At 64.1% G+C, this 19,221-nt stretch carries 15 protein-coding genes; 9 read left to right on the forward strand and 6 right to left on the reverse strand.

The window, feature by feature from the left end:
* The first annotated feature begins 163 nt into the window (after positions 1 to 163).
* The 4 genes from cydD to AC3WR3_RS05050 all read left to right on the forward strand — a co-directional run bounded on the left by cydD (position 164) and on the right by AC3WR3_RS05050 (position 4,601).
* Complete coding sequence (gene cydD / locus AC3WR3_RS05035; RefSeq protein ID WP_492291342.1) at positions 164 to 1,933, forward strand: heme ABC transporter permease/ATP-binding protein CydD; 1,770 nt, start codon at positions 164 to 166, stop codon at positions 1,931 to 1,933.
* Entirely contained in the window at positions 1,926 to 3,671 is a 1,746-nt protein-coding gene (gene cydC / locus AC3WR3_RS05040) for a heme ABC transporter ATP-binding protein/permease CydC (RefSeq protein ID WP_492291343.1), read from the forward strand. The genes cydD and cydC overlap by 8 nt, the downstream gene beginning before the upstream one ends.
* A 156-nt stretch (positions 3,672 to 3,827) precedes the next feature.
* The gene (gene rcsF, locus AC3WR3_RS05045) at positions 3,828 to 4,199 is read left to right on the forward strand and encodes an Rcs stress response system protein RcsF (protein ID WP_005325859.1); all 372 of its coding nucleotides are present in this window, start codon (positions 3,828 to 3,830) and stop codon (positions 4,197 to 4,199) included.
* A gap of 9 nt (positions 4,200 to 4,208) precedes the next feature.
* A complete protein-coding gene (locus tag AC3WR3_RS05050; protein WP_202046825.1) occupies positions 4,209 to 4,601 on the forward strand; it encodes a DUF488 domain-containing protein in 393 nt (130 codons plus the stop codon).
* A gap of 72 nt (positions 4,602 to 4,673) precedes the next feature.
* Here AC3WR3_RS05050 and AC3WR3_RS05055 read toward each other — a convergent pair whose 3' ends face one another.
* The gene (locus AC3WR3_RS05055) at positions 4,674 to 5,654 is read right to left on the reverse strand and encodes an NAD-dependent epimerase/dehydratase family protein (protein WP_492291344.1); all 981 of its coding nucleotides are present in this window, start codon (positions 5,652 to 5,654) and stop codon (positions 4,674 to 4,676) included.
* 198 nt (positions 5,655 to 5,852) lie between these two features.
* Between AC3WR3_RS05055 and tsaA the strand changes: the two genes are divergently transcribed.
* Positions 5,853 to 6,557 (forward strand): tRNA (N6-threonylcarbamoyladenosine(37)-N6)-methyltransferase TrmO, encoded by a 705-nt coding sequence (tsaA, locus tag AC3WR3_RS05060; RefSeq protein ID WP_139437552.1) that lies wholly within the window; start codon positions 5,853 to 5,855, stop codon positions 6,555 to 6,557.
* Positions 6,558 to 6,636: 79 nt separating this feature from the next.
* Here the strand turns inward: tsaA and AC3WR3_RS05065 are convergent, their stop codons facing one another.
* From AC3WR3_RS05065 to AC3WR3_RS05075, 3 genes are read right to left on the reverse strand one after another with little or no spacing between them, the layout of a single operon-like run.
* On the reverse strand, positions 6,637 to 7,758 hold the full coding sequence (locus AC3WR3_RS05065) for a beta-ketoacyl-ACP synthase III (RefSeq protein ID WP_492291345.1): 1,122 nt from the start codon (positions 7,756 to 7,758) through the stop codon (positions 6,637 to 6,639).
* 55 nt (positions 7,759 to 7,813) lie between these two features.
* A complete protein-coding gene (locus tag AC3WR3_RS05070) occupies positions 7,814 to 8,977 on the reverse strand; it encodes a vWA domain-containing protein (RefSeq protein ID WP_492291346.1) in 1,164 nt (387 codons plus the stop codon).
* Positions 8,978 to 9,820, reverse strand: a complete 843-nt coding sequence (locus AC3WR3_RS05075; protein ID WP_492291347.1) for an AAA family ATPase — start codon at positions 9,818 to 9,820, stop codon at positions 8,978 to 8,980.
* Between the two features lie 163 nt (positions 9,821 to 9,983).
* Here AC3WR3_RS05075 and cysK point away from each other — a divergent pair, with 163 nt between their 5' ends.
* From cysK to crr, 4 genes are all read left to right on the forward strand, one after another.
* Positions 9,984 to 10,952 carry a cysteine synthase A gene (gene cysK, locus AC3WR3_RS05080; RefSeq protein WP_202046831.1) on the forward strand — a complete coding sequence of 323 codons (969 nt, stop codon included), beginning with the start codon at positions 9,984 to 9,986 and terminating at the stop codon, positions 10,950 to 10,952.
* Between the two features lie 441 nt (positions 10,953 to 11,393).
* A complete protein-coding gene (locus AC3WR3_RS05085) occupies positions 11,394 to 11,651 on the forward strand; it encodes an HPr family phosphocarrier protein (protein ID WP_005303128.1) in 258 nt (85 codons plus the stop codon).
* Positions 11,652 to 11,695: 44 nt separating this feature from the next.
* Positions 11,696 to 13,423 (forward strand): phosphoenolpyruvate-protein phosphotransferase PtsI, encoded by a 1,728-nt coding sequence (ptsI, locus tag AC3WR3_RS05090; protein ID WP_139437541.1) that lies wholly within the window; start codon positions 11,696 to 11,698, stop codon positions 13,421 to 13,423.
* Between the two features lie 43 nt (positions 13,424 to 13,466).
* Positions 13,467 to 13,976 carry a PTS glucose transporter subunit IIA gene (gene crr / locus AC3WR3_RS05095; RefSeq protein ID WP_005325875.1) on the forward strand — a complete coding sequence of 170 codons (510 nt, stop codon included), beginning with the start codon at positions 13,467 to 13,469 and terminating at the stop codon, positions 13,974 to 13,976.
* A gap of 137 nt (positions 13,977 to 14,113) precedes the next feature.
* Here crr and AC3WR3_RS05100 read toward each other — a convergent pair whose 3' ends face one another.
* Both AC3WR3_RS05100 and AC3WR3_RS05105 read right to left on the reverse strand, forming a co-directional pair.
* Complete coding sequence (locus tag AC3WR3_RS05100; RefSeq protein WP_492291348.1) at positions 14,114 to 17,878, reverse strand: AAA family ATPase; 3,765 nt, start codon at positions 17,876 to 17,878, stop codon at positions 14,114 to 14,116.
* Positions 17,879 to 17,960: 82 nt separating this feature from the next.
* Complete coding sequence (locus AC3WR3_RS05105) at positions 17,961 to 19,187, reverse strand: exonuclease SbcCD subunit D C-terminal domain-containing protein (RefSeq protein ID WP_492291349.1); 1,227 nt, start codon at positions 19,185 to 19,187, stop codon at positions 17,961 to 17,963.
* Positions 19,188 to 19,221: the final 34 nt, after the last annotated feature.

Raw genomic sequence — 19,221 nt, forward strand, 5'->3', positions numbered from 1 at the left:
CAATCACCGCCTTCGTGTTTTTTGCCATAAATCAAGCTGTTCGGCCAACTATTGAGCATGGCGCTGCTTTTTCAAACAAAGACGTTCACACTCCCGGATCTGCGAGGTTGCCAAGCCGTGGGGGCGACGATAGTCTTGCGCCACTCGACCGAGGAGGGTGATAATGGACAAGAACAAGCAGAAACATCTCTATGGCTGGTTGCGCAAACAATCGGGCCATGGCCGGCGCTGGATCGGTCTTTCCATTGGTCTGGGCATGGGCCAGGGCATACTGATGGTGATGCAGGCCTGGTTGCTGGCCACCCTGCTCCACGGCTTCATCATCGAGAGCACCACGCCCGAGCAGTCCATTCCCCTCTTCATTACCCTGCTGCTGGTGACCCTGACCAAGGCCGCGCTGGCCTATGGCCGTGAGGTGGCGAGCTTCAGGGCGGGCAGTGCGGTGCGCCAGGCCATCCGCGAACTGGTGCTCACCCGCCTCGCCCGCCTCGGCCCTGCCTATATCCAGCGCCGCCCAGCCGGCAGCTGGGCCAGCCTGCTGCTCGAGCAGATCGAAGAGATGCAGGAGTTCTTCTCCCGCTATCTGCCCCAGATGGCCATAGCCGTCTTCATCCCCCTGGTGATCCTGGTGGCCGTGTTCCCGGTCAACTGGGCCGCCGGCATCATCTTGCTCGGCACCGCGCCCCTCATCCCGCTCTTCATGATCCTGGTTGGCGTCGGCGCCGCCGATGCCAACCGCCGCAACTTCCAGTCCCTGGCGCGGCTCTCCGGCCACTTCCTCGATCGCCTCAAGGGCTTGCGTACCCTGCAGCTCTTCATGCGTACCCAGGCGGAGGGTGAAGCCATTCGCGACGCCTCGGAAGATTTTCGGGAGCGCACCATGGAGGTGCTGCGGCTCGCCTTTCTGAGCACGGCCGTGCTGGAGTTCTTCGCCGCCATCGCGGTGGCCCTGGTGGCGGTCTACTTCGGCTTCTCCTACATAGATCACCTCAACTTCGGCAACTATGGCGTCAAGGTAACGCTCTTTACCGGCCTGTTCGTGCTGTTTCTCGCTCCCGAGTTTTACGCGCCACTGCGGGAACTCGGCGCCCACTACCACGCCAAGGCGCAGGCCATAGGCGCCGCCGAGCAGTTGCTGGAGTTTCTCGAGGCCGAGGTCAGCGAACCGGCCTCAGGGAGTGCTCCCTTCCAGGCCGATGGCCCCATCAGGGTGGAGGCCCGCGCCCTGGAGGTGCTGAGCGCCGAGGGCAAGGTGCTGGTCGGCCCCATCGATTTCACCCTTGAGGCCGGCACGCGCACAGCCCTGGTCGGGATCAGCGGGGCCGGCAAGAGCTCCCTGGTCAACGCCCTGCTCGGCTTTGCCCCCTATCGCGGTTCGCTTCGTGTCAACGGCCAGGAGCTCGCCGAGCTGGACATGAGCCAGTGGCGGCTGCAACTGGGCTGGCTCTCCCAGAACCCCCAGCTGTTCCACGCCTCCCTGAGAGACAACCTGCTGCTGGCCAGGCCCACGGCCAGCGACGCCGAGCTGGAAGCCGCCCTGGTGCGGGCCCAGGCCTGGGAATTTGCCAGGGAGAAGGGTTTCGACTATCCGGTCGGGGATCAGGCAGGGGGCCTCTCCGTCGGCCAGGCCCAGCGCCTCGCCCTGGCCCGCACCCTGCTCAAGTCCACCCAGTTGATGGTGCTGGATGAACCCACTGCCAGCCTGGATCGCCACTCCGAACGCGCCATCATGAGCACGCTCGAAGACGCTGCGAAAGGCCAGACCCTGCTGATGATCACCCACCGCCTCGATCAGCTCAGCCAGATGGACAACATACTGGTGCTGGAGCGCGGCCAGCTGGTGGAGCAAGGCCACTTCGCGCAACTCTGCCAGGCACAGGGGCCCTTCGCCCGTCTGCTATCCCAACGTTCAGGGGATTCTCTCGATGACTGATCTACTGCCGTTCCTGCGTCTCTACCGCCAGCACTGGCTCAGCCTCTCCCTCGGCCTGCTGCTGGCCCTGGTCACCCTGGTGGCCGGGATGGGGCTGCTCTCCCTCTCAGGCTGGTTCCTCTCCGCCGCCGCCGTGGCAGGGCTGGCGGTCGCCAGCCGGGACACCTTCAACTACATGACCCCGGCCGGCGGGGTGCGCTTCTTCTCCATAGTGCGCACCGCCAGCCGCTGGGGTGAGCGGGTGGTGAGCCACGACGCCACTTTCCGGGTACTCACCCGGCTGCGGGTCTGGTTCTGGCAAAGGCTCTCCCCCCTCTCCCCCGGCACCCTGGCCGGTTTTCGTCAGGCGGATCTGCTCAACCGTCTGGTGGCCGACATCGACGCCATGGATCACGTCTACCTGCGCCTCGTCACTCCCATCGGAGCGGCCCTGCTCAGCTGTGCCGGGCTGGTGTTCTTCCTCTCCTTCTTCGACAGCCGCCTGGCGCTGACCCTGGGGGCCATACTGCTCTTTGGCATGCTGGCCCTGCCGCTGGTGTTCTATTTCGCCGGCCGCGCCCCCGGTCGTCGACTCATCGCCGAGAAGTCCACCATGCGCACCCGCATGGTGGATTACCTGGACGGCCATGCCGAGCTGCAGATGTTCGCCGCCGCCCCCAAGGCGCTGGCCGAGCTGCAACAGGCCGAGCAGGCCCTGATCCAGGCCCAGGCCCGCATGGCCAGGGTGAGCGGCCTCGCCAGCTTCTCGGTCCAGCTGCTCAGCGGCTGGACCCTGACCCTGATGCTGTGGCTCGCCGGTCACGGCGTCGGCGGTGGCACCCCGGATCCCATCACGGCGCTCATGGTGTTCGCCACCCTGGCAAGCTTCGAGGCGCTGCTGCCCCTGGCGGGCGCCTTCCAGCACCTCTCCACCAGCCTCACCTCGGCCCGTCGTCTCAACGAGATACTGCAGGAGGCCAAGGCACCAGAGTGGGGAGAGGAGCAAGCCCCCGCGACTCAAGGCGCCTTGCAGATACGGGATCTCCACTTCACCTATCCGGGCCAGGACGGCCCCGTGCTGCGAGGCTGCACCCTGCAACTGAACCCCGGCGAGAAGCTGGCGCTGCTGGGGCAGACAGGGTGTGGCAAGTCCACCCTGATGGGGCTGCTGACCCGGGAGTGGACGGCGCAGACCGGCGAGATACTGCTGGATGGCAAGCCCCTGACCCGGTATGGCGAAGGGGCACTGCGCGCCTCCTGCTCGGTGGTGAGCCAGCGGGTGCATCTGTTTGCCGATACCCTGCGCGGCAACCTCAAGCTGGCCGCCCCCGACGCCAGCGACGAGCGGCTGATCGAAGTCCTCACCCAGGTGGGTCTCGCCACCCTGCTGGCAGGGGAAGATGAAGAGGCCGAGAGCGGACTGGACGCCTGGCTCGGGGATGGCGGCCGCCCCCTCTCCGGCGGCGAGCGCCGCCGCATCGGCATCGCCCGCGCCCTGCTGCACGACGCCCCGCTCTGGCTGCTCGATGAGCCGACCGAAGGCCTCGACAGCCAGACCGAGCGGGAGATCATGGCCCTGCTGCTCAAGCTGGGGGCAAGGCGCTCCCTGCTGCTCATCTCCCACCGCCTGCTGGGGCTGGAGCAGATGGACAGGGTGGCCCTGATGGAAGAGGGCAAGATCCGCCTCTGCGCCCCGCACCACGAGTTGCTGGCAGATGACTACTACCGCAGCCTGCACCAGCGGCTGGCTCCCGCCTGATGAAAGCCAATGAACAAGGGGCAGGGATCTGCCCCTTGTCTTGTGGAGAGTGCCAGGATCCCCGTCACACCTCGCCTCCCGGGCGAAAAATGGGGCTGGTCGCAGGCAGCGACTGACCCCTATAATGGCCCCCTCACTGTTCAACAAGACCTCGACATGAAACGCCTGATCCTGATGATGCCCCTGATTGCCTCCGGTTGTGCCGACTTCGCCTTCAACAGCAATCTGGACAAGGAAAACTTCGACGAGTATTTCAAGCCGGGCGGCGTCCGGATCTATGAGCAGAACCAGCTCGCCGACCTCAACTACCTCTACCTCGGCACAGTCGAGGGTGAGTCCTGCCAGGCCGACGCCAATCAGGCGGTGCCCAATGCCGGCGAGGCCCGCACCCTGGCCCGCCGCCGCGTGGCCGACATGGGCGGCAACGGCGTCAGCTTCGACAAGTGCGCCGAGTTCAGCGACGTGCCGGGCTGCCTGAAGCAGGTGATCTGCTACGGCCAGGCGCTGAAAGTGGCCGAAGAGAAGTAAGGTCTCGACATGGCCCTCGCCATCGTCCGCCTTGGCAGCCCCCGCCTCCCCGATGAGGGGCTGCGCATCGGCACTGTGCGCCGCCCGCCTCGCGGCGTGCCCAAGAGCGATTTTGCCAGCCAGGATTGGTACGACGTCTGGTTCCCCAACCTGGCCCCCAGCGCCGAGACCATGAAGCTCGGTCAGGCCGCCGAGACCCCGGCCCAGTGGGCCGCCTTCTGCAAGCAGTACAAGGCCGAGATGGCGAGCCCCGCTGCCCGCCACGATCTGGCGCTGCTGGCGGCCCTCTCCCACACCACCAACCTGTCAGTGGGCTGCTACTGCGAGCAGGAGTCCCGCTGCCATCGCGCCATCCTGCGCGAGTTGCTGATCGCCGCTGGCGCCGCCATGCGCACCGAGTAGCGGCGCTCACACCAGACAGAAAAGGGCATCTCTCGATGCCCTTTTGCTTTGCTGCGGCACTTGCCGGCCACGCTACCGGACAAGCTGACGCAGCCGCGTCTCCTGCTTGGCTGTGATGCCGGCGGCCACCGCAGCGTCCGGCGCGCCGGCCAGCCACTCGGCCACATCCGCCACCGTCTCCTCCAGCGGCCGGAAGTTCAGGCCCTGCACGATGGCGGCCTCGGCGCTGATGCTGCCATAGCCGGCATACTCGGCCTGGGTGTTGGGCAACAGGGTCGGATAGCTCTGCCAGGGCTCCACCCCGGCGGCCAGCAGAGCGGGCCAGGGCGCCCATTCGGGCACGATGGGAGTGACGGGGGCCAGCCTGGCAGCTAGGCGATCTACCCAGTCGTTCAGCGCGATACCGGGCTTGACCAGATTGAAGATACCGCCCAATTGCTGCTCGGCGGCCCGCAGCACGAACTCGGCGCAGTCGCGCACGTCCAGGTATTGCAGCCTGTCCTGCCCCTCCCCCGGCAGCAGCCAGGGTCCTCCTTGCTGCACCCGTTGCACCCACCAGGCCAGGCGACCGGTCGGGTCGAAGGGGCCGCACAGCACGCCGGGGCGCAGTATGCAGAGCCGCTCCCCCCAGCGGGCCCGATACTCGGCCTCGCACAAGACCTTGAGCGGACCGTAGCCGCTGGCTGACTCGCCGGGGGCCACCTGGTGCAGCGGCGCCGACTCGTCCATCTCGGGCCGGGCGAAGTCCCGATAGACGCTGATGGTGGAGATGAAGATGAGCCGCTCGCAGCGCCCGAGCAGGGCTGTCGAGAGGCTGGCCGCCTGCGCTGGGTCATAGCAACAGGTGTCGATGGCCAGATCCCAGTGCAGTCCCTCCCCCAGCAAGGGCTCCAGGCTCTGATCCCTGTCTCCCTGCAGCTGGGTCAGCTCGCGCCAGTCAGGGTGCTGGCGGTGACCCCGATTGAACAGCGTCACCTCATGACCCCAATCCAGGGCCAGCGAGCTGAGGTGGCGGCCCAAAAAGCCGGTGCCGCCGATAATAAGCAGTTTCATCCCTGTCTCTCCTGTGCGCCGCGGTGCCATGACCCCGGCCAATCCCTGTTCTTCCCCCACCCTACGCAAGTTGACGCCAGGGCACAGCCTCGGATGCCGCGCTCTGCGACCGGGATCACAGGGGCCCACGACTGTGGCTACGCCTGCGTTTTCGGTCCGCCTGTGCTACATTGCCGGGGTTTTCAGCCAGGATCCGCCATGAAGTTCGACATCGACACCCTAGGGATCATCCGCTCTCCCTACAAGGAGAAGTTCGCCATCCCCCGCCAGCCCGGCCTGGTCAAATCGGCCCGTGCCCGCCTGGAGCTGCTGCCTCCCTACGATCAGCCGGACGTGCTGCGCGGCATAGAGCAGTTTTCCCACCTCTGGCTCAGCTTCGTGTTTCACCAGACCATGGCCCAGGGCTGGCACCCGACGGTGCGTCCGCCGCGCCTCGGCGGCAACGAGCGGGTCGGGGTCTTTGCCACCCGCTCCACCTTCCGCCCCAATCCCCTCGGCCTCTCCGTGGTCGAGCTGCACGGGGTGGGCCGCGAGCGGGGCAAGCTGTGGCTCGACCTCGGCGCCGTGGATCTGCTGGACGGCACCCCTGTGGTCGACATCAAACCCTACATTCCCTATGCCGACAGCCTGCCCCAGGCCCGGGGTGGCTTCGCCCCCGAGGCCCCCACTCCGCCGCTGGCGGTGAGCTTCAGCCCAGAGGCGGAGCAGCAGCTCATGCCCTGGCTCAAGACCCACCCCGAGCTGCGCCAGCTGGTGAGCGAGGTGCTGGCCCAGGATCCCCGTCCCGCCTACAAGAAGGGCAAGCCGGACGACAAGGAGTACGGGGTCAGGCTGTTCGAGCTCAATGTGCGTTTTCGCATCCGCGAGCCAGACTGCCTGGTGTCGGCCATAGAGCCCGCCTGATCCTCTCCTCGCCAGCCCAGGCCCATAAAAAAACCACCCGCTCGGGTGGTTTTTTGCTGCCGCCGCCGGATGGCGGCACTCAGCGACGCTGCAACAGCAGGCTGCCGATGGAGTAACCGGCGCCGAAGGAGCAGAGCACCCCGCGGGCCCCGCTCGGCAAGTCCTGGTTGAACAGGTGGAAGGCGATGACGGAGCCCGCCGAGCTGGTGTTGCCGTAGCTGTCCAGGATCACCGGTGCCTCCTGCTGGCTGGCGTCGTGGCCCAGCAGCTTGCGGCCGATGAACTGGTTCATGGTGAGGTTGGCCTGATGGAGCCAGAGGCGGTTCAGCTCCCCCGCCTGCCAGCCCTGCTCCCCCAGCTGTTCCTCTATCTGTGTGCACACCAGGGGCAACACCTCCTTGAACACCTTGCGCCCCTGCTGGCGGAACAGCTTGTCATCCCCATAGCGGGTGCGCGGGCTGAAGCGGTTCAGGAAGCCGAAGTTGTTGCGGATGTTGTTGGAGTACTGGGTCACCAGCTTGCTGGCCACCAGTTGCCAGGGGTTGGCCACCTTGCAATCTTCTTCCCGCTCCAGCAGCACGGCGGTGCAGGCGTCGCCGAAGATAAAGTGGCTGTCCCTGTCGCGGAAATTGAGATGCCCAGAGCAGATCTCGGGATTCACCACCAGGGCCAGTCTGGCGGTGCCGACCGCCAGCAGATCCGCCGCCGTCTTGATGCCGAAGGTGGCGGAGGAGCAGGCCACGTTCATGTCGAACGCCATGCCGCTCGCTCCCAGATAGTGCTGCAGCTCGATGGCCAGCGCCGGGTAGGGGCGCGGCATGTTGGAGGCCGCCACTATGACCAGATCTATCTCCCCCGGCTCGCGGCCAGCGGCGATCAGCGCCTGCTCGGCAGCGGCCACCGCCATCTCCACCATGATGGAGGGCTGGTCATCGGGGCGCTCCGCCAGCAGGGGCTGCATGATGTCCGGATCCAGCACCCCCTCCCTGCTCACCAGATAGCGGCTCTTGATGCCGGACGCCTTCTCGATGAACTCGCAGCTCGAATGCTGCTTGGCGGGCAGTTGGCCCGCATCGATGGCGGAGGCATTCTCCTCGTTGTAGAGATCCACATACTGGTTGAAGGCCGCCACCAGCTCTTCATTGCTGACGGCAAAGGGCGGGGTATAGAGGCCTGAGCCACTGATTACGATAGAGGTCATCTTTGCTCCTGGCCGGGTGCAATCCCGGCTTGTCTGTTTTTTAGGGTTCAGAGGGTCACAGCTGATCGATCGCTCTGGCGAGACCAGCCAGGGTCAGCGGGTGCATGCGCCCGCCAATCACGTCATTCATCAGCCTGATGGAGGGGTGCCAGAGCCACTCCTGCCTGGGGACAGGGTTGATCCACACCAGCCGGGGGAAGTGGTGCTGCAGTCGCTCCAGCCACACCTGGCCGGGCTCCTCGTTCCACTGCTCCACGCTGCCACCGGGCCAGGTGATCTCGTAGGGACCCATCTTGGCGTCCCCCACCAGGATCACCCGATAGTCGCTGCCGTAGGTGCGCAGCAAGCTCAGGGTGTCGACACGCTCCTGGGCGCGGCGGTTGTTGTCCTGCCAGACGATGTCATAGAGGCAGTTGTGAAAATAGAAGAACACCAGGTGCTTGAACTCGTGGCGCAGGGCACTGAAGAGACGCTGCACCTCGGCCACGTGGGCATCCATGGAGCCCCCCACATCGAAGAACACCAGCAGTTTGACCCCGTTGTGGCGCTCGGGTCTGAGCTTCACATCGAGCCAGCCCTGGCGGGCCGTGCTCTGGATGGTGTCGTCGAGATCCAGCTCCGAGGGATTGCCCTTGCGCACCCAGCGCCTGAGCTTGCGCAGGGCCAGCTGGATGGCCCGCTGGCCGAGCGGCGAGTCGTCGCTGAAGTTGCGATAGTGGCGCGCCTCCCACACCTTGGTTGCCTTGCCATGCCGGCCCTCGCCTCCCATGCGGATCCCCTCGGGGTGGAAGCCGCCATGGCCGAACGGACTGCTGCCCCCGGTGCCCACCCACTTGTTGCCGCCGGCGTGGCGCGCCTTCTGTTCGCGCAGGCGCTGGTTGAGTGTCTCCAGCAGCTTGTCGAGCCCGCCAAGGGATCCGAGCAAGGCTTCCTCCTCAGAGCTCAGCAGCCGCTCGAACTCCTGGCGCAGCCAGTCGTCCGGCAGCGTCTCGGGCAGCAAGGGGATGGCCTCCAGCCCCTGGTAGTACTCGGCGAAGGCGCGATCGAAGCGATCATAGTGAGCCTCGTCCTTCACCAGCAGGCTACGGGACAAGCGATAGAAGTCGTCCATGTCCACGCTGGCGAGTCCGGCCGCCAGGGCCCCGTGGAGATCCAGCAGCTCGCGCAGGCTGCAGGGCAGCTTGTGACGGCGTAGGTGAAGGAAGAAGTCGATCAGCATTCAGCCGCCGCGACGCGCCAGGAAGGCGAGCTTCTCGAAGAGGTGCAAGTCCTGCTCCGTCTTGAGCAGGGCGCCGTAGAGAGCGGGAACCAGCTTGCCAGGCTCCCGGCTGCGCAGCGCCTCGGGGGCGATGTCATCGGCCAGCAGCAGGCGGATCCAGTCCAGCAGCTCGGAGGTGGAGGGCTTCTTGCGCAGCCCCTCCACGTTACGCAGCTCGAAGAAGAGATCCATCGCCTCGCCGAGCAGGCTCTCCTTGAGGTCGGGATGGTGCAGCTGGACTATGGCCTGCATCTCGGCCTTGTCGGGGAAGCGGATGTAATGGAAGAAGCAGCGGCGCAGGAAGGCGTCCGGCAACTCTTTCTCGTTGTTGGAGGTGATGATGACCACGGGACGCTGGCGTGCCTTGACGCGCTCCCCTGTCTCATAGACGTCGAACTCCATTCGATCCAGCTCCAGCAACAGATCGTTGGGAAACTCGATGTCCGCCTTGTCGATTTCGTCGATGAGCAGCACCGGCCTCTGCGAGGCAGCGAAGGCCTGCCACAGCTTGCCACGGCGGATGTAGTGATTGATGTCCCCGACCCGCGGATCCCCGAGCTGGGAGTCCCGCAGCCGGGCCACCGCATCATACTCATAGAGCCCCTGCTGGGCCCTGGTGGTGGACTTGATATGCCAGCTGATGAGGTCGGCACCGAGCGACTCGGCCACCGCCTCCGCCAGCACCGTCTTGCCGGTGCCCGGCTCACCTTTTATCAGCAGCGGCTTCTCCAGCACGATGGCGGCATTGACGGCCATACTCAGTGACATTGATGCGAGATAGCGATCGCTTCCTGCAAATCCCATGAGATCCATTCCTTTGGTCGCAGGAGAACCCCGGGGTCCTTCAGCGAGAGAGAATAAGTTCTATATGTTGTAATAACATATTGTTATAACGATTCGTCACTTCTCATTCAGAAACCACAGGGTAATCTTGTTTCATCGCCTTAACAAACACAGGGATAGCACCATGAGCAAAATTTTTGAGGACAACAGCCAGACCATAGGCAACACCCCGCTGGTTCGTCTCAACCGTGTTACCAAGGGCCGCGTGCTGGCCAAGATCGAGAGCCGCAACCCGAGCTTCAGCGTCAAGTGCCGGATCGGCGCCAATCTCATCTGGGATGCCGAGAAACGCGGCGTGCTGACCAAGGGCAAGGAGATCATCGAGCCTACCAGCGGTAACACGGGCATTGCCCTGGCGTTCGTGGCTGCGGCCCGTGGCTATCCCATCACCCTGACCATGCCTGCCACCATGAGCCTGGAGCGCCGCAAGCTGCTCAAGGCGCTCGGTGCCAACCTGGTGCTGACCGAAGGGCCGCTGGGCATGAAGGGCGCCATCGCCAAGGCCAACGAGATCCTGGAATCCGAGCCGGGCAAGTATGTGCTGCTGCAGCAGTTCGAAAACCCCGCCAACCCCGAGATCCATGAGCAGACCACTGGCCCCGAGATCTGGGACGCCACCGACGGCGAGGTGGATGTGTTTGTGGCAGGCGTCGGCACCGGCGGCACCATCACAGGGGTCTCCCGCTACATCAAGCAGACCAAGGGCAAGGCCATCGTCTCCGTGGCGGTCGAACCCTCCGAGTCCCCCGTCATCAGCCAGAAACTGGCGGGTGAAGAGATCAAGCCCGGTCCCCACAAGATCCAGGGCATAGGCGCCGGTTTCATTCCGGGCAACCTGGACCTGACCCTGCTGGATCGCGTCGAACAGGTGAGCAGCGAGGAGTCCATCGAGATGGCTCGCCGCCTGATGGAAGAGGAAGGCATTCTGGCTGGGATCAGCTCAGGCGCCGCCGTGGTGGCTGCCGCCCGTCTGGCCGAGCTGCCGGAGTTCGAGGGCAAGACCATAGTCGTCGTGCTGCCGAGCGCCGCCGAGCGCTATCTCTCCAGCGCCCTCTTCGCCGGCGTGTTCAGCGAGCAGGAACTGCAGCAGTAATTGATCGTCTTACATCAAAACAACGGCGCCCCTGGGGCGCCGTTTTCATTATGCGCTAAACTCAGTAGCCATCAGTGTCAGTCGACCCCTTATTTTTTGGGGTAAAATAACAAACTTGGGTCTGACAAAAAAAGCAGACATTCTGTGATAAATCTCATATCCTGTGCCGCGTCACGAGGTGTTTACCGGCTAGGTATCACAAGGTAACAAAGTGTTATTTTTCGTTATAAATTAATTTCAGGCCAGTCCTGACGCGGCTTGCAGCCCGATAACAAAAAAGACTTAGCCTGGACGCCGAATACTGCACAGAAAATTGACCTGGATTAAACCATTGCAGGTCTGATTTCGTTACTTTACAACATATCCATACTGACACGGTGAGACAGGAAGCCTCATTAGCGACCATCTCTCCACACAATATCAATAATATGGGGTGAAACCATGTACGAGAAGTCTGTTGTTATTACTGCTGAAAACGGCCTGCACACCCGTCCCGCAGCTCAGTTCGTGAAAGAAGCCAAAGAATTCCAAAGCGAGATCACTGTGGTCTCCGGTGGCAAATCCGCCAGCGCCAAGAGCCTGTTCAAGCTGCAGACCCTGGGCCTGACCAAAGGCACCAACGTGACCATCCAGGCCGACGGCCCGGACGCTCAGAAAGCCGTTGAGAAGCTGGTTGCCCTGATGGACGAGCTGGAGTAATCCAGCTTTACTCCTCCCCCACAGTCGTTTTAATAGGAAGGATTATGATATCTGGCATTCTTGCGTCCCCCGGTATCGCATTCGGTAAGGCGCTTCTTCTGAAAGAAGATGAAATCGTTATCAATCAGGGCAAGATTTCTGCTGACCAGATTGACGTCGAGATCAACCGCTTCCTCGAAGCCCGCACCAAGTCAGCAGCACAGCTGGAAGCCATCAAAGAGATGGCCGGTCGTACCTTCGGTGAAGAAAAAGAGGCCATCTTCGAAGGCCACATCATGCTGCTCGAAGATGAGGAGCTGGAAGGGGATATCAGATCCTTCATCAAAGACAACAAGGCGTCCGCCGACAAAGCCATCTATGAGGTGATCGAACAGTACGCCAAGATGATGGCCGAGCTGGACGACCCTTACTTGCGCGAGCGCGCCACCGACTTCCGTGACATCGGTACCCGTCTGGTGAAGAACGTGCTGGGCATCGCCGTTGTCAACCTGAGCACCATAGACGAAGAGGTCATCCTGGTCGCCAAAGACCTGACACCGTCCGAAACCGCTCAGATCAACCTGAAATACGTGCTGGGTTTTGTTACCGACATCGGTGGCCGTACCTCTCACACCTCCATCATGGCCCGCTCCCTGGAGCTGCCGGCCATCGTGGGCACCAACGACATCACTGCGCGCGTCAACAACGGTGACATGCTGGTACTGGATGGCATCAACAACCAGATCATCATCAACCCGACCGCCGAGCAGCTGGCTGAAGCCAAGAAATTCCAGGCCCAGTTCCAGGCCGAGAAGGACGAACTGGCCAAGCTGAAAGACCTGCCCGCCATCACCCTGGATGGTCATCAGGTCGAAGTCTGCGCCAACATAGGTACCGTCAAGGATACCGAGGGTGCCATCCGCAATGGCGCCGAAGGCGTGGGTCTGTACCGCACCGAGTTCCTGTTCATGGATCGTGATGCGCTGCCGACCGAAGAGGAGCAGTTCAAGGCCTACAAAGAAGTGGCAGAGGCCATGCCGGATCAGCCGATCATCGTCCGCACCATGGACATCGGCGGCGACAAAGAACTGCCCTACATGAATTTCCCGAAAGAGATGAACCCCTTCCTGGGCTGGCGTGCAGTGCGTATTTTCTTCGATCGCGAAGACATCATGCACGCCCAGCTGAAGGCCATACTGCGCGCCTCTGCCTTCGGCAAACTGCGCATCATGTTCCCGATGATCATCTCCGTCGAAGAGTTCCGCAGCCTCAAGGCAACCGTGGAACAGCTGAAGGCCGAACTGCGTGCCGACGGCAAAGCCTTTGATGAATCCATCGAAGTGGGTATCATGATCGAGACCCCGGCTGCTGCCGTGATGGCTCATCATCTGGCCAAGGAAGTGGATTTCTTCAGTATCGGTACCAATGACCTGACCCAGTACACCCTGGCCGTCGATCGTGGTAACGAGATGATTTCCGCCATGTACAACCCGCTGTCACCCTCCGTCCTGACCCTGATCAAGATGGTAATCGACGCTTCCCATGACAATGGCAAGTGGACCGGTATGTGCGGTGAACTGGCTGGTGACGAACGCGCCACCCTGCTGCTGCTGGGTATGGGTCTGGATGAGTTCTCCATGAGCGCCATCTCTGTACCGCGTATCAAGAAGCTTATCCGCAACACCAACTTCGAAGATGTGAAGGCAATGGCAGACCAGGCACTGAGCTATGCGACCGCCGCCGAAATCGAAGCCTGTGTAGATAACTTTATTAAGCAGAAGGCAGTCTGCTAAGATCGGCTGCAAACAGCGACAATCATCTCTAGGAGCTTTTACTATGGGTCTGTTTGATAAACTGAAGAAACTGGTCTCCGATGACAGTTCTGACACCGGCGGCATCGAAATCTTTGCTCCGCTGTCTGGCGAAATCGTGCCGATCGAAGATGTGCCTGACGTTGTCTTCGCCGAGAAGATCGTTGGTGACGGCATCGCCATCAAGCCGGCTGGCAACAAGATGGTTGCACCGTGCGACGGCACCATCGGCAAGATCTTCGAGACCAACCACGCGTTCTCTCTGGAATCCGACTCTGGTATCGAGCTGTTCGTTCACTTCGGTATCGACACCGTCGAACTGAAAGGCGAAGGCTTCACCCGCATCGCCCAGGAAGGTCAGAAGGTCAAGCGCGGTGATACCATCATCGAGTTCGATCTGGCCGTACTGGAAGCCAAGGCGAAGTCCACCCTGACTCCGGTCGTCATCTCCAACATGGACGAGATCAAAGAGCTGATCAAGATGACTGGCGCCGTGACCGTGGGCGAGACCCCGGTTATCCGCATCAAGAAATAATGCGCCGCTGGCTGGTGCCAGCTGCCGCAACAAAAAACCGAAGCCCCGGGCTTCGGTTTTTTTATGGGCGGCGCTCACCCCTCTCCCAACAAAAGGCCCCGGTGACAGGGGCCTTTTGTTATGGACGCACATCATCCTCAGGGCAATACCACCCGGCTCTCCCCCCCGCCGAGGGCCTCGACCCTTATTTGCACGCCGATCCGCTCCACCAGAGTCTGAACATGGGAGATGACCCCGATCTGGCGGCCCGCCGCCTGCAGGGAGTCCAGGCTGGAGAGCGCCAGATCCAGGCTGTCCGGATCCAGGGTGCCAAACCCCTCGTCGATGAACAGCGACTCGACCTGGGTCTGGCGGGAGGAGAGGCTGGAGAGTGCCAGCGCCAGGGCCAGCGACACCAGGAAGCTCTCGCCGCCGGAGAGGGAGTCCACAGACCGCACCTCGTCCCCCATGTCCAGATCCACCACCTGCAGCGCCAGATCCGTGCCGGGCACCCGTTCCAGCCGATAGCGCGGCGACAGCTCGCCAAGCTGGGCGTTGGCCTCCAACAATAGACGTTCGAGCGTGAGGCTCTGGGCGAAGGTGCGTAGCTTGGCGCCGCTGGCGGAGCCGATAAGCTCGGACAACTGCAGCCAGTGATCCGCCACCGCCTGCTGAGCGGCCAAGGCCTCCTGCAGGCTGCCCGCCTTCAGTGCCGCTGCCTCGGCCTGGGCCAGGGTGCTCTTGCATTGGAACAGCTGCTCTTCCAGCTCGCGGCAATGGGCCTCGCAGGCCCCCAGACGCTCGGCAAGGGCCTCGGCCGTGAGGGCGGTCAGATCCCCATGATGCTCCCGATAGCGCGCCAGCTTGGCCTCCTCCTGGGCCAGCGCCCGCTGACGCTCGGTCAACCGGGTGCGAGCCTCTGCCAGGGCATCGTCCAGGCGCTGCAAGGCGCTGCGGCGAGCCCTGAGCTCATCCGGCGTGATCGCCAGCAGTCGACGCAGATCATATTCGGCGATGCCGAGGGTGCCGGCATGGGCCGCCCAGCGCCCCAGCGCCTCGCGACGACGACGGCTGCTCACCTGCTTGTCCTGCTCGAGATGGGCCAGCCTGGCCTTGAGCTCGGTCTGCTTCTCCCGGGCGACCCGCAGCGCCGTCACCGCCTCCTCGAGCTGGCTGGCCGCCAGTTGCAGCCGCTGCTGCCACTCCTGCTCGACCAGGGCGATGGATCGGCCTTCGAGGCAGGCCTCCCGGCTGGCGAGCAGCCCCTGACGCTGCTGCTCATGCTCCTTGTAGTCGCGCTCCAGCTTGTGCAGCAGCTCGTTCTGGCTCTGCACCCGCGCCTCCTGGGCGCTCAGGGCCGGGGTCAGAGTGGCCAGCTCACCGCCCAGCTGCTCCCACTCACTCTGTCCGTGCAGATACGCCTCGCAGGTCTGCTGCCACTCCTGCCATTGCCGGCTGCCAAGCCACTGGCGCCAGGGCTCGGCCCCCATCTGTTCATCGAGGCGGGCCTCACCCTGTGCCAGGCGCTGACGCAAGGATGCCTCCTGTTCGGCCAGTGCCTTCAGCTCGGCCTCCCACTCAACCTTCTGCCGCTCCGCCTCCTGCCATTGCTGCTCAAACTGCTGATGGCGGGCGGTCAGCTGGCTCAGCTGCTGGCGCACGGCCTGCAACTGCTGCTGGCCGAACTGGGCCTCACGCAGTTGCTGCTGGCTCTGGGCCAGCCCATGCTCCAGAGTCTGGCCACGGCCAAGCAGGGTACTCATCAGCTCGCTCCACTTGGTCAGGGAATCGGCTTGATTCTGATTCAGTGGCAACGGATGGCCCAGCAACTTGGCACCGCCGAGCTGCTGCCAACGCAAGGTCAGTTGTTCGGCGCGGGCATCCAGCTCCGGCAGATGCTGGCGGCGCGCCGCCAGCTGGCGTGCCAGCTCCTGGCGTTCGCTCTCGCACTGGATGTATTGATGATTGAGTCGCTCCCACTCGAGCTCGAGGCTGCGGGATCGATCCGCCAGCTGACCCAGAATGCCCGCCACCTGCGGCTGGCTCTGACTGTAGGGGTGCTCCTCGGCGCCGCAGAGGGGACAAGGTTCACCATCGTTCAGGATGTGGCGATACTGCTCGAAACTGGCGATGGCACGAGACTGCTCCAGCGCGTGGCGCGCCTCGTCTCGCTGCAGGGCGAGCCGCTCTCGGGCCGGCGCCAGCTCGCCGCCGAGCGTGGTCAGCCGGCTCAGGGCCTGCTCCAGCTGGGCGATCTCCTGCTGCAAACGGCCATGCTGCTCGCCGTGATTGCGACCATAATCAGCCAGCTCCAACAACTGATGCAGCTGGCCCAGCTGTTCGGTCTGCTGCTGCCACTGCTCCTGCGCCTTGGCAAGGCGGATCTCCCACTGCTGCTCCTGCAACTCGTGCTGCTGTTGCTGCAATCGCGCCTGCTCCTGCTGCCAGTCGTCGCGCTCCTGCTGTCCCTGCGCCAGCCGGCTGACAAGATCCCGCAGGGCATGGCCCTTGTGCTCGCGGCTTTGCAGCACGCGCTGCAACTGCTCTCTGTCCGCCGCCCAGTCCTGGATCGCCGCGAGCAAAGGCTGCCACTGACGTGCCAGCGGGGCCAGGGCCTTGCGCTCCTCGAGCCAGAGAGCCCACTGCTGACGGCGCACCGTCAGGGCCTCGACCCGGCTCGCCTGCTGCTGCCACTCCTGCTGCAGCGCCTGTTGCAGGGCGCGTGCCTGGGTCCCCTGCTGCCGGGTCTCCTGCAACTGCTGGCTCTTCTCCTTGAGCCGGGTATCGAGCTCCTGCGCCCGCTTGAGCTCGGGTTGCAGGGCGCCCCACTCCCGCTCTGCGGCAATCTTGTCGGCCAGCAGCTGCTGCTCGCGCAGCGCGGCCTGCTGCAACACGGGTTCAACCTGCTCCAGCTGGGACGCAAGCTGGCCTATCTGCTGCTCCTGCTGCTGCACCTCCAGGGTGAGGCGGGCAAGTTCGTCGTGATCGGCGCGGGCCACCTGGGCCTGCTCGGCGCGGGCAAACTCTTCCCGCCCGGGCGCCGCCTCGCCGTGGGCCGCCTCGGCGGCGGCCAGCGCCTCCTGCCCCTCCCGGCAGGCCTGCAACTGGGCGGCAATCCGTCCGTTGAGATCCCGCAAGTCCTGCAACAGCTGACGCTGCTGCTGCTCATGCTTGAGGCTGGTAGAGAGACTCAGCTGCTGGGCGACCCAGTGCTCGCGTGTCTCGTCATCCATCAGGGCCACGTCGCCGAGCCGCTGCTGTATGGTCGCCAGCGCCTGCTGCTCGGCCCGCGCCCGCTCATGGGTCTGGATGGAGATGGCGGAGTAGAGCTCGGTGCCCGTCATCCGCTCGAGCAGGGCGGAGCGCTCATCGGCGCTCGACTTGAGGAAGGCGGCGAACTCCCCTTGGGGCAGGATGACGGCGCGGCGGAACTGCTCCCAGGAGAGGCCCACCAGCTCGTCGATGCGATCCTGCAGCTCCCGCTTGCTGCCACTGAACACCTGCCCCGACTCGACGTCGGTCAGGCTGCGCTCCTGGGCCTGGAAGCGTCCCTCCGAGCGATTGCGGGCACGGCGCACCGCCCAGCGCGCCAGCCAGATGCGGCCGTCGCAGCCGCGAAACTGCACCTCGGCATAGCCACTGGCGTGGCCACGGCTCAAGATGCCGCGCACGTCGTTGGCCTTGAGCTTCTCTTCGTCATCCGCCCTGCCCACTTCGGCCACATGCTTGCGATTGGCGATAAAGCGCGGCATCTCGTCATAGAGGGCGAGGCAGATGGCGTCGAGCAAGGTGCTCTTGCCCGCACCTGTATTGCCGGTGATGGCAAAGAGCCCGGCGGCGCCCAGCGCCCCCTTGGTGAAGTCGATGGTGAAAGCCCCGGTCAGGCTGGCCAGGTTCTCCCCTGCCAGAGACAAGATTTTCATGAATGGCACTCCTTCATCCGCATCTCTTTATGCTCAGGGTGGCTTGTTCCCGCCTGGCTCTCACCGGAGCGCAACAAGATTTTCATGGGTTGGACTCCTTCACCTGCTCCAGGATCTCTTCAAACGACGCCACCAACTCGGCCGCTGGCTCCCCCTCGAACTGCCGCTGATAGCAGAGGCGGAACACCTCCGTGGGAGCGAGCTCATCCAGCCTGCGCCGCTCGCGTCCATCGGCCAGCCCCGCCCCCGAGCCCTGATACTGGGTGCTGATGCGGGCCAGACGCACCGGCTTGCCCGCCATGGCCGCCAGAATGCGCTCGCGGATGCGCGCTTCGGGTTTGGGCAGCAGCAGCCGTACCTCGAGGAAGGGCTGCGCCTCCTGGGGACACTCGGGCAGGGAGAGCGCCTCTATGGCGTTCAGCGCCTCCTCGAGTGTGCCCTGGGGCAGGCGGATCATCTCCACCGCACGGGGCACGGGGATCCGCTCCAGCCCCGCCAGCTTGCCCCCCTCAAACGTCACCTCCAGCACCTGATGGTTGTAGTTGGCCTCGGCCAGCGACAGCGGCAGCGGCGAGCCGCTATAGTGCACCCCCTCGGCCGGGCTCTGGGCCAGATGGAGGTGGCCAAGGGCCGTGTAGTCGGCGGCGGCGAAGATGTCGGCAGGCAGGGCGTGCTGGTTGCCCCCCAGCACCCGCCGCTCGGAGAGCTCCGAGAGTTGGCCCGCCGCCAGGTAGGCGTGGCCCATGGCGATAAGGGCCTGGCCGGGCTCGCAGCGCGCGCGGCCTTGCGTCAGCACGTCCTGATAGATCTGGCGAACCCCCTCGATCAGCCGATCCTGCCCCTCCTCGAGCGGCTCCACCCGCAGATCGCTGCTGCGAAGAAAAGGCACGGCGGCGCACCAGGCGGCCACCTTGCCCTCCCTGTCTTGCAGCGGCACCAGCAGGCGATCGGTGTCGAGCCTGCCCTCCCCGTCCCGGCTGATGCTGCCCACCAGATGCAGGTCGAAGGCCCGCAACAGTTCGTGGGGGGCGTCCAGCTTGGAGGGGGAGTCGTGGTTGCCACCGATCAGCACCATGTTGAGGCGGGGCATCTCGGCGCGCAGCCTGGCCAGGAAGCGATAGAGCTGCTGCCAGGCGCTGGCGGGAGGATTGGCGGTATCGAACAGATCCCCTGCAACCAGCAGGGCGTCGATCTGCCGCGTCTTGATGGTGTCGGTCAGCCAGTCGAGAAAGGCATCGTGTTCGAAGCGGCGCTCATGGCCATGGAGTTGATGGCCAAGGTGCCAGTCGGCTGTGTGCAGGATCTTCATGAAAAACGGCTCGAAAGATAAGAGGGGAGGTGCC

It is taken from the genome of Aeromonas sp. EU05-FHT14A05 (genome assembly GCF_058791175.1).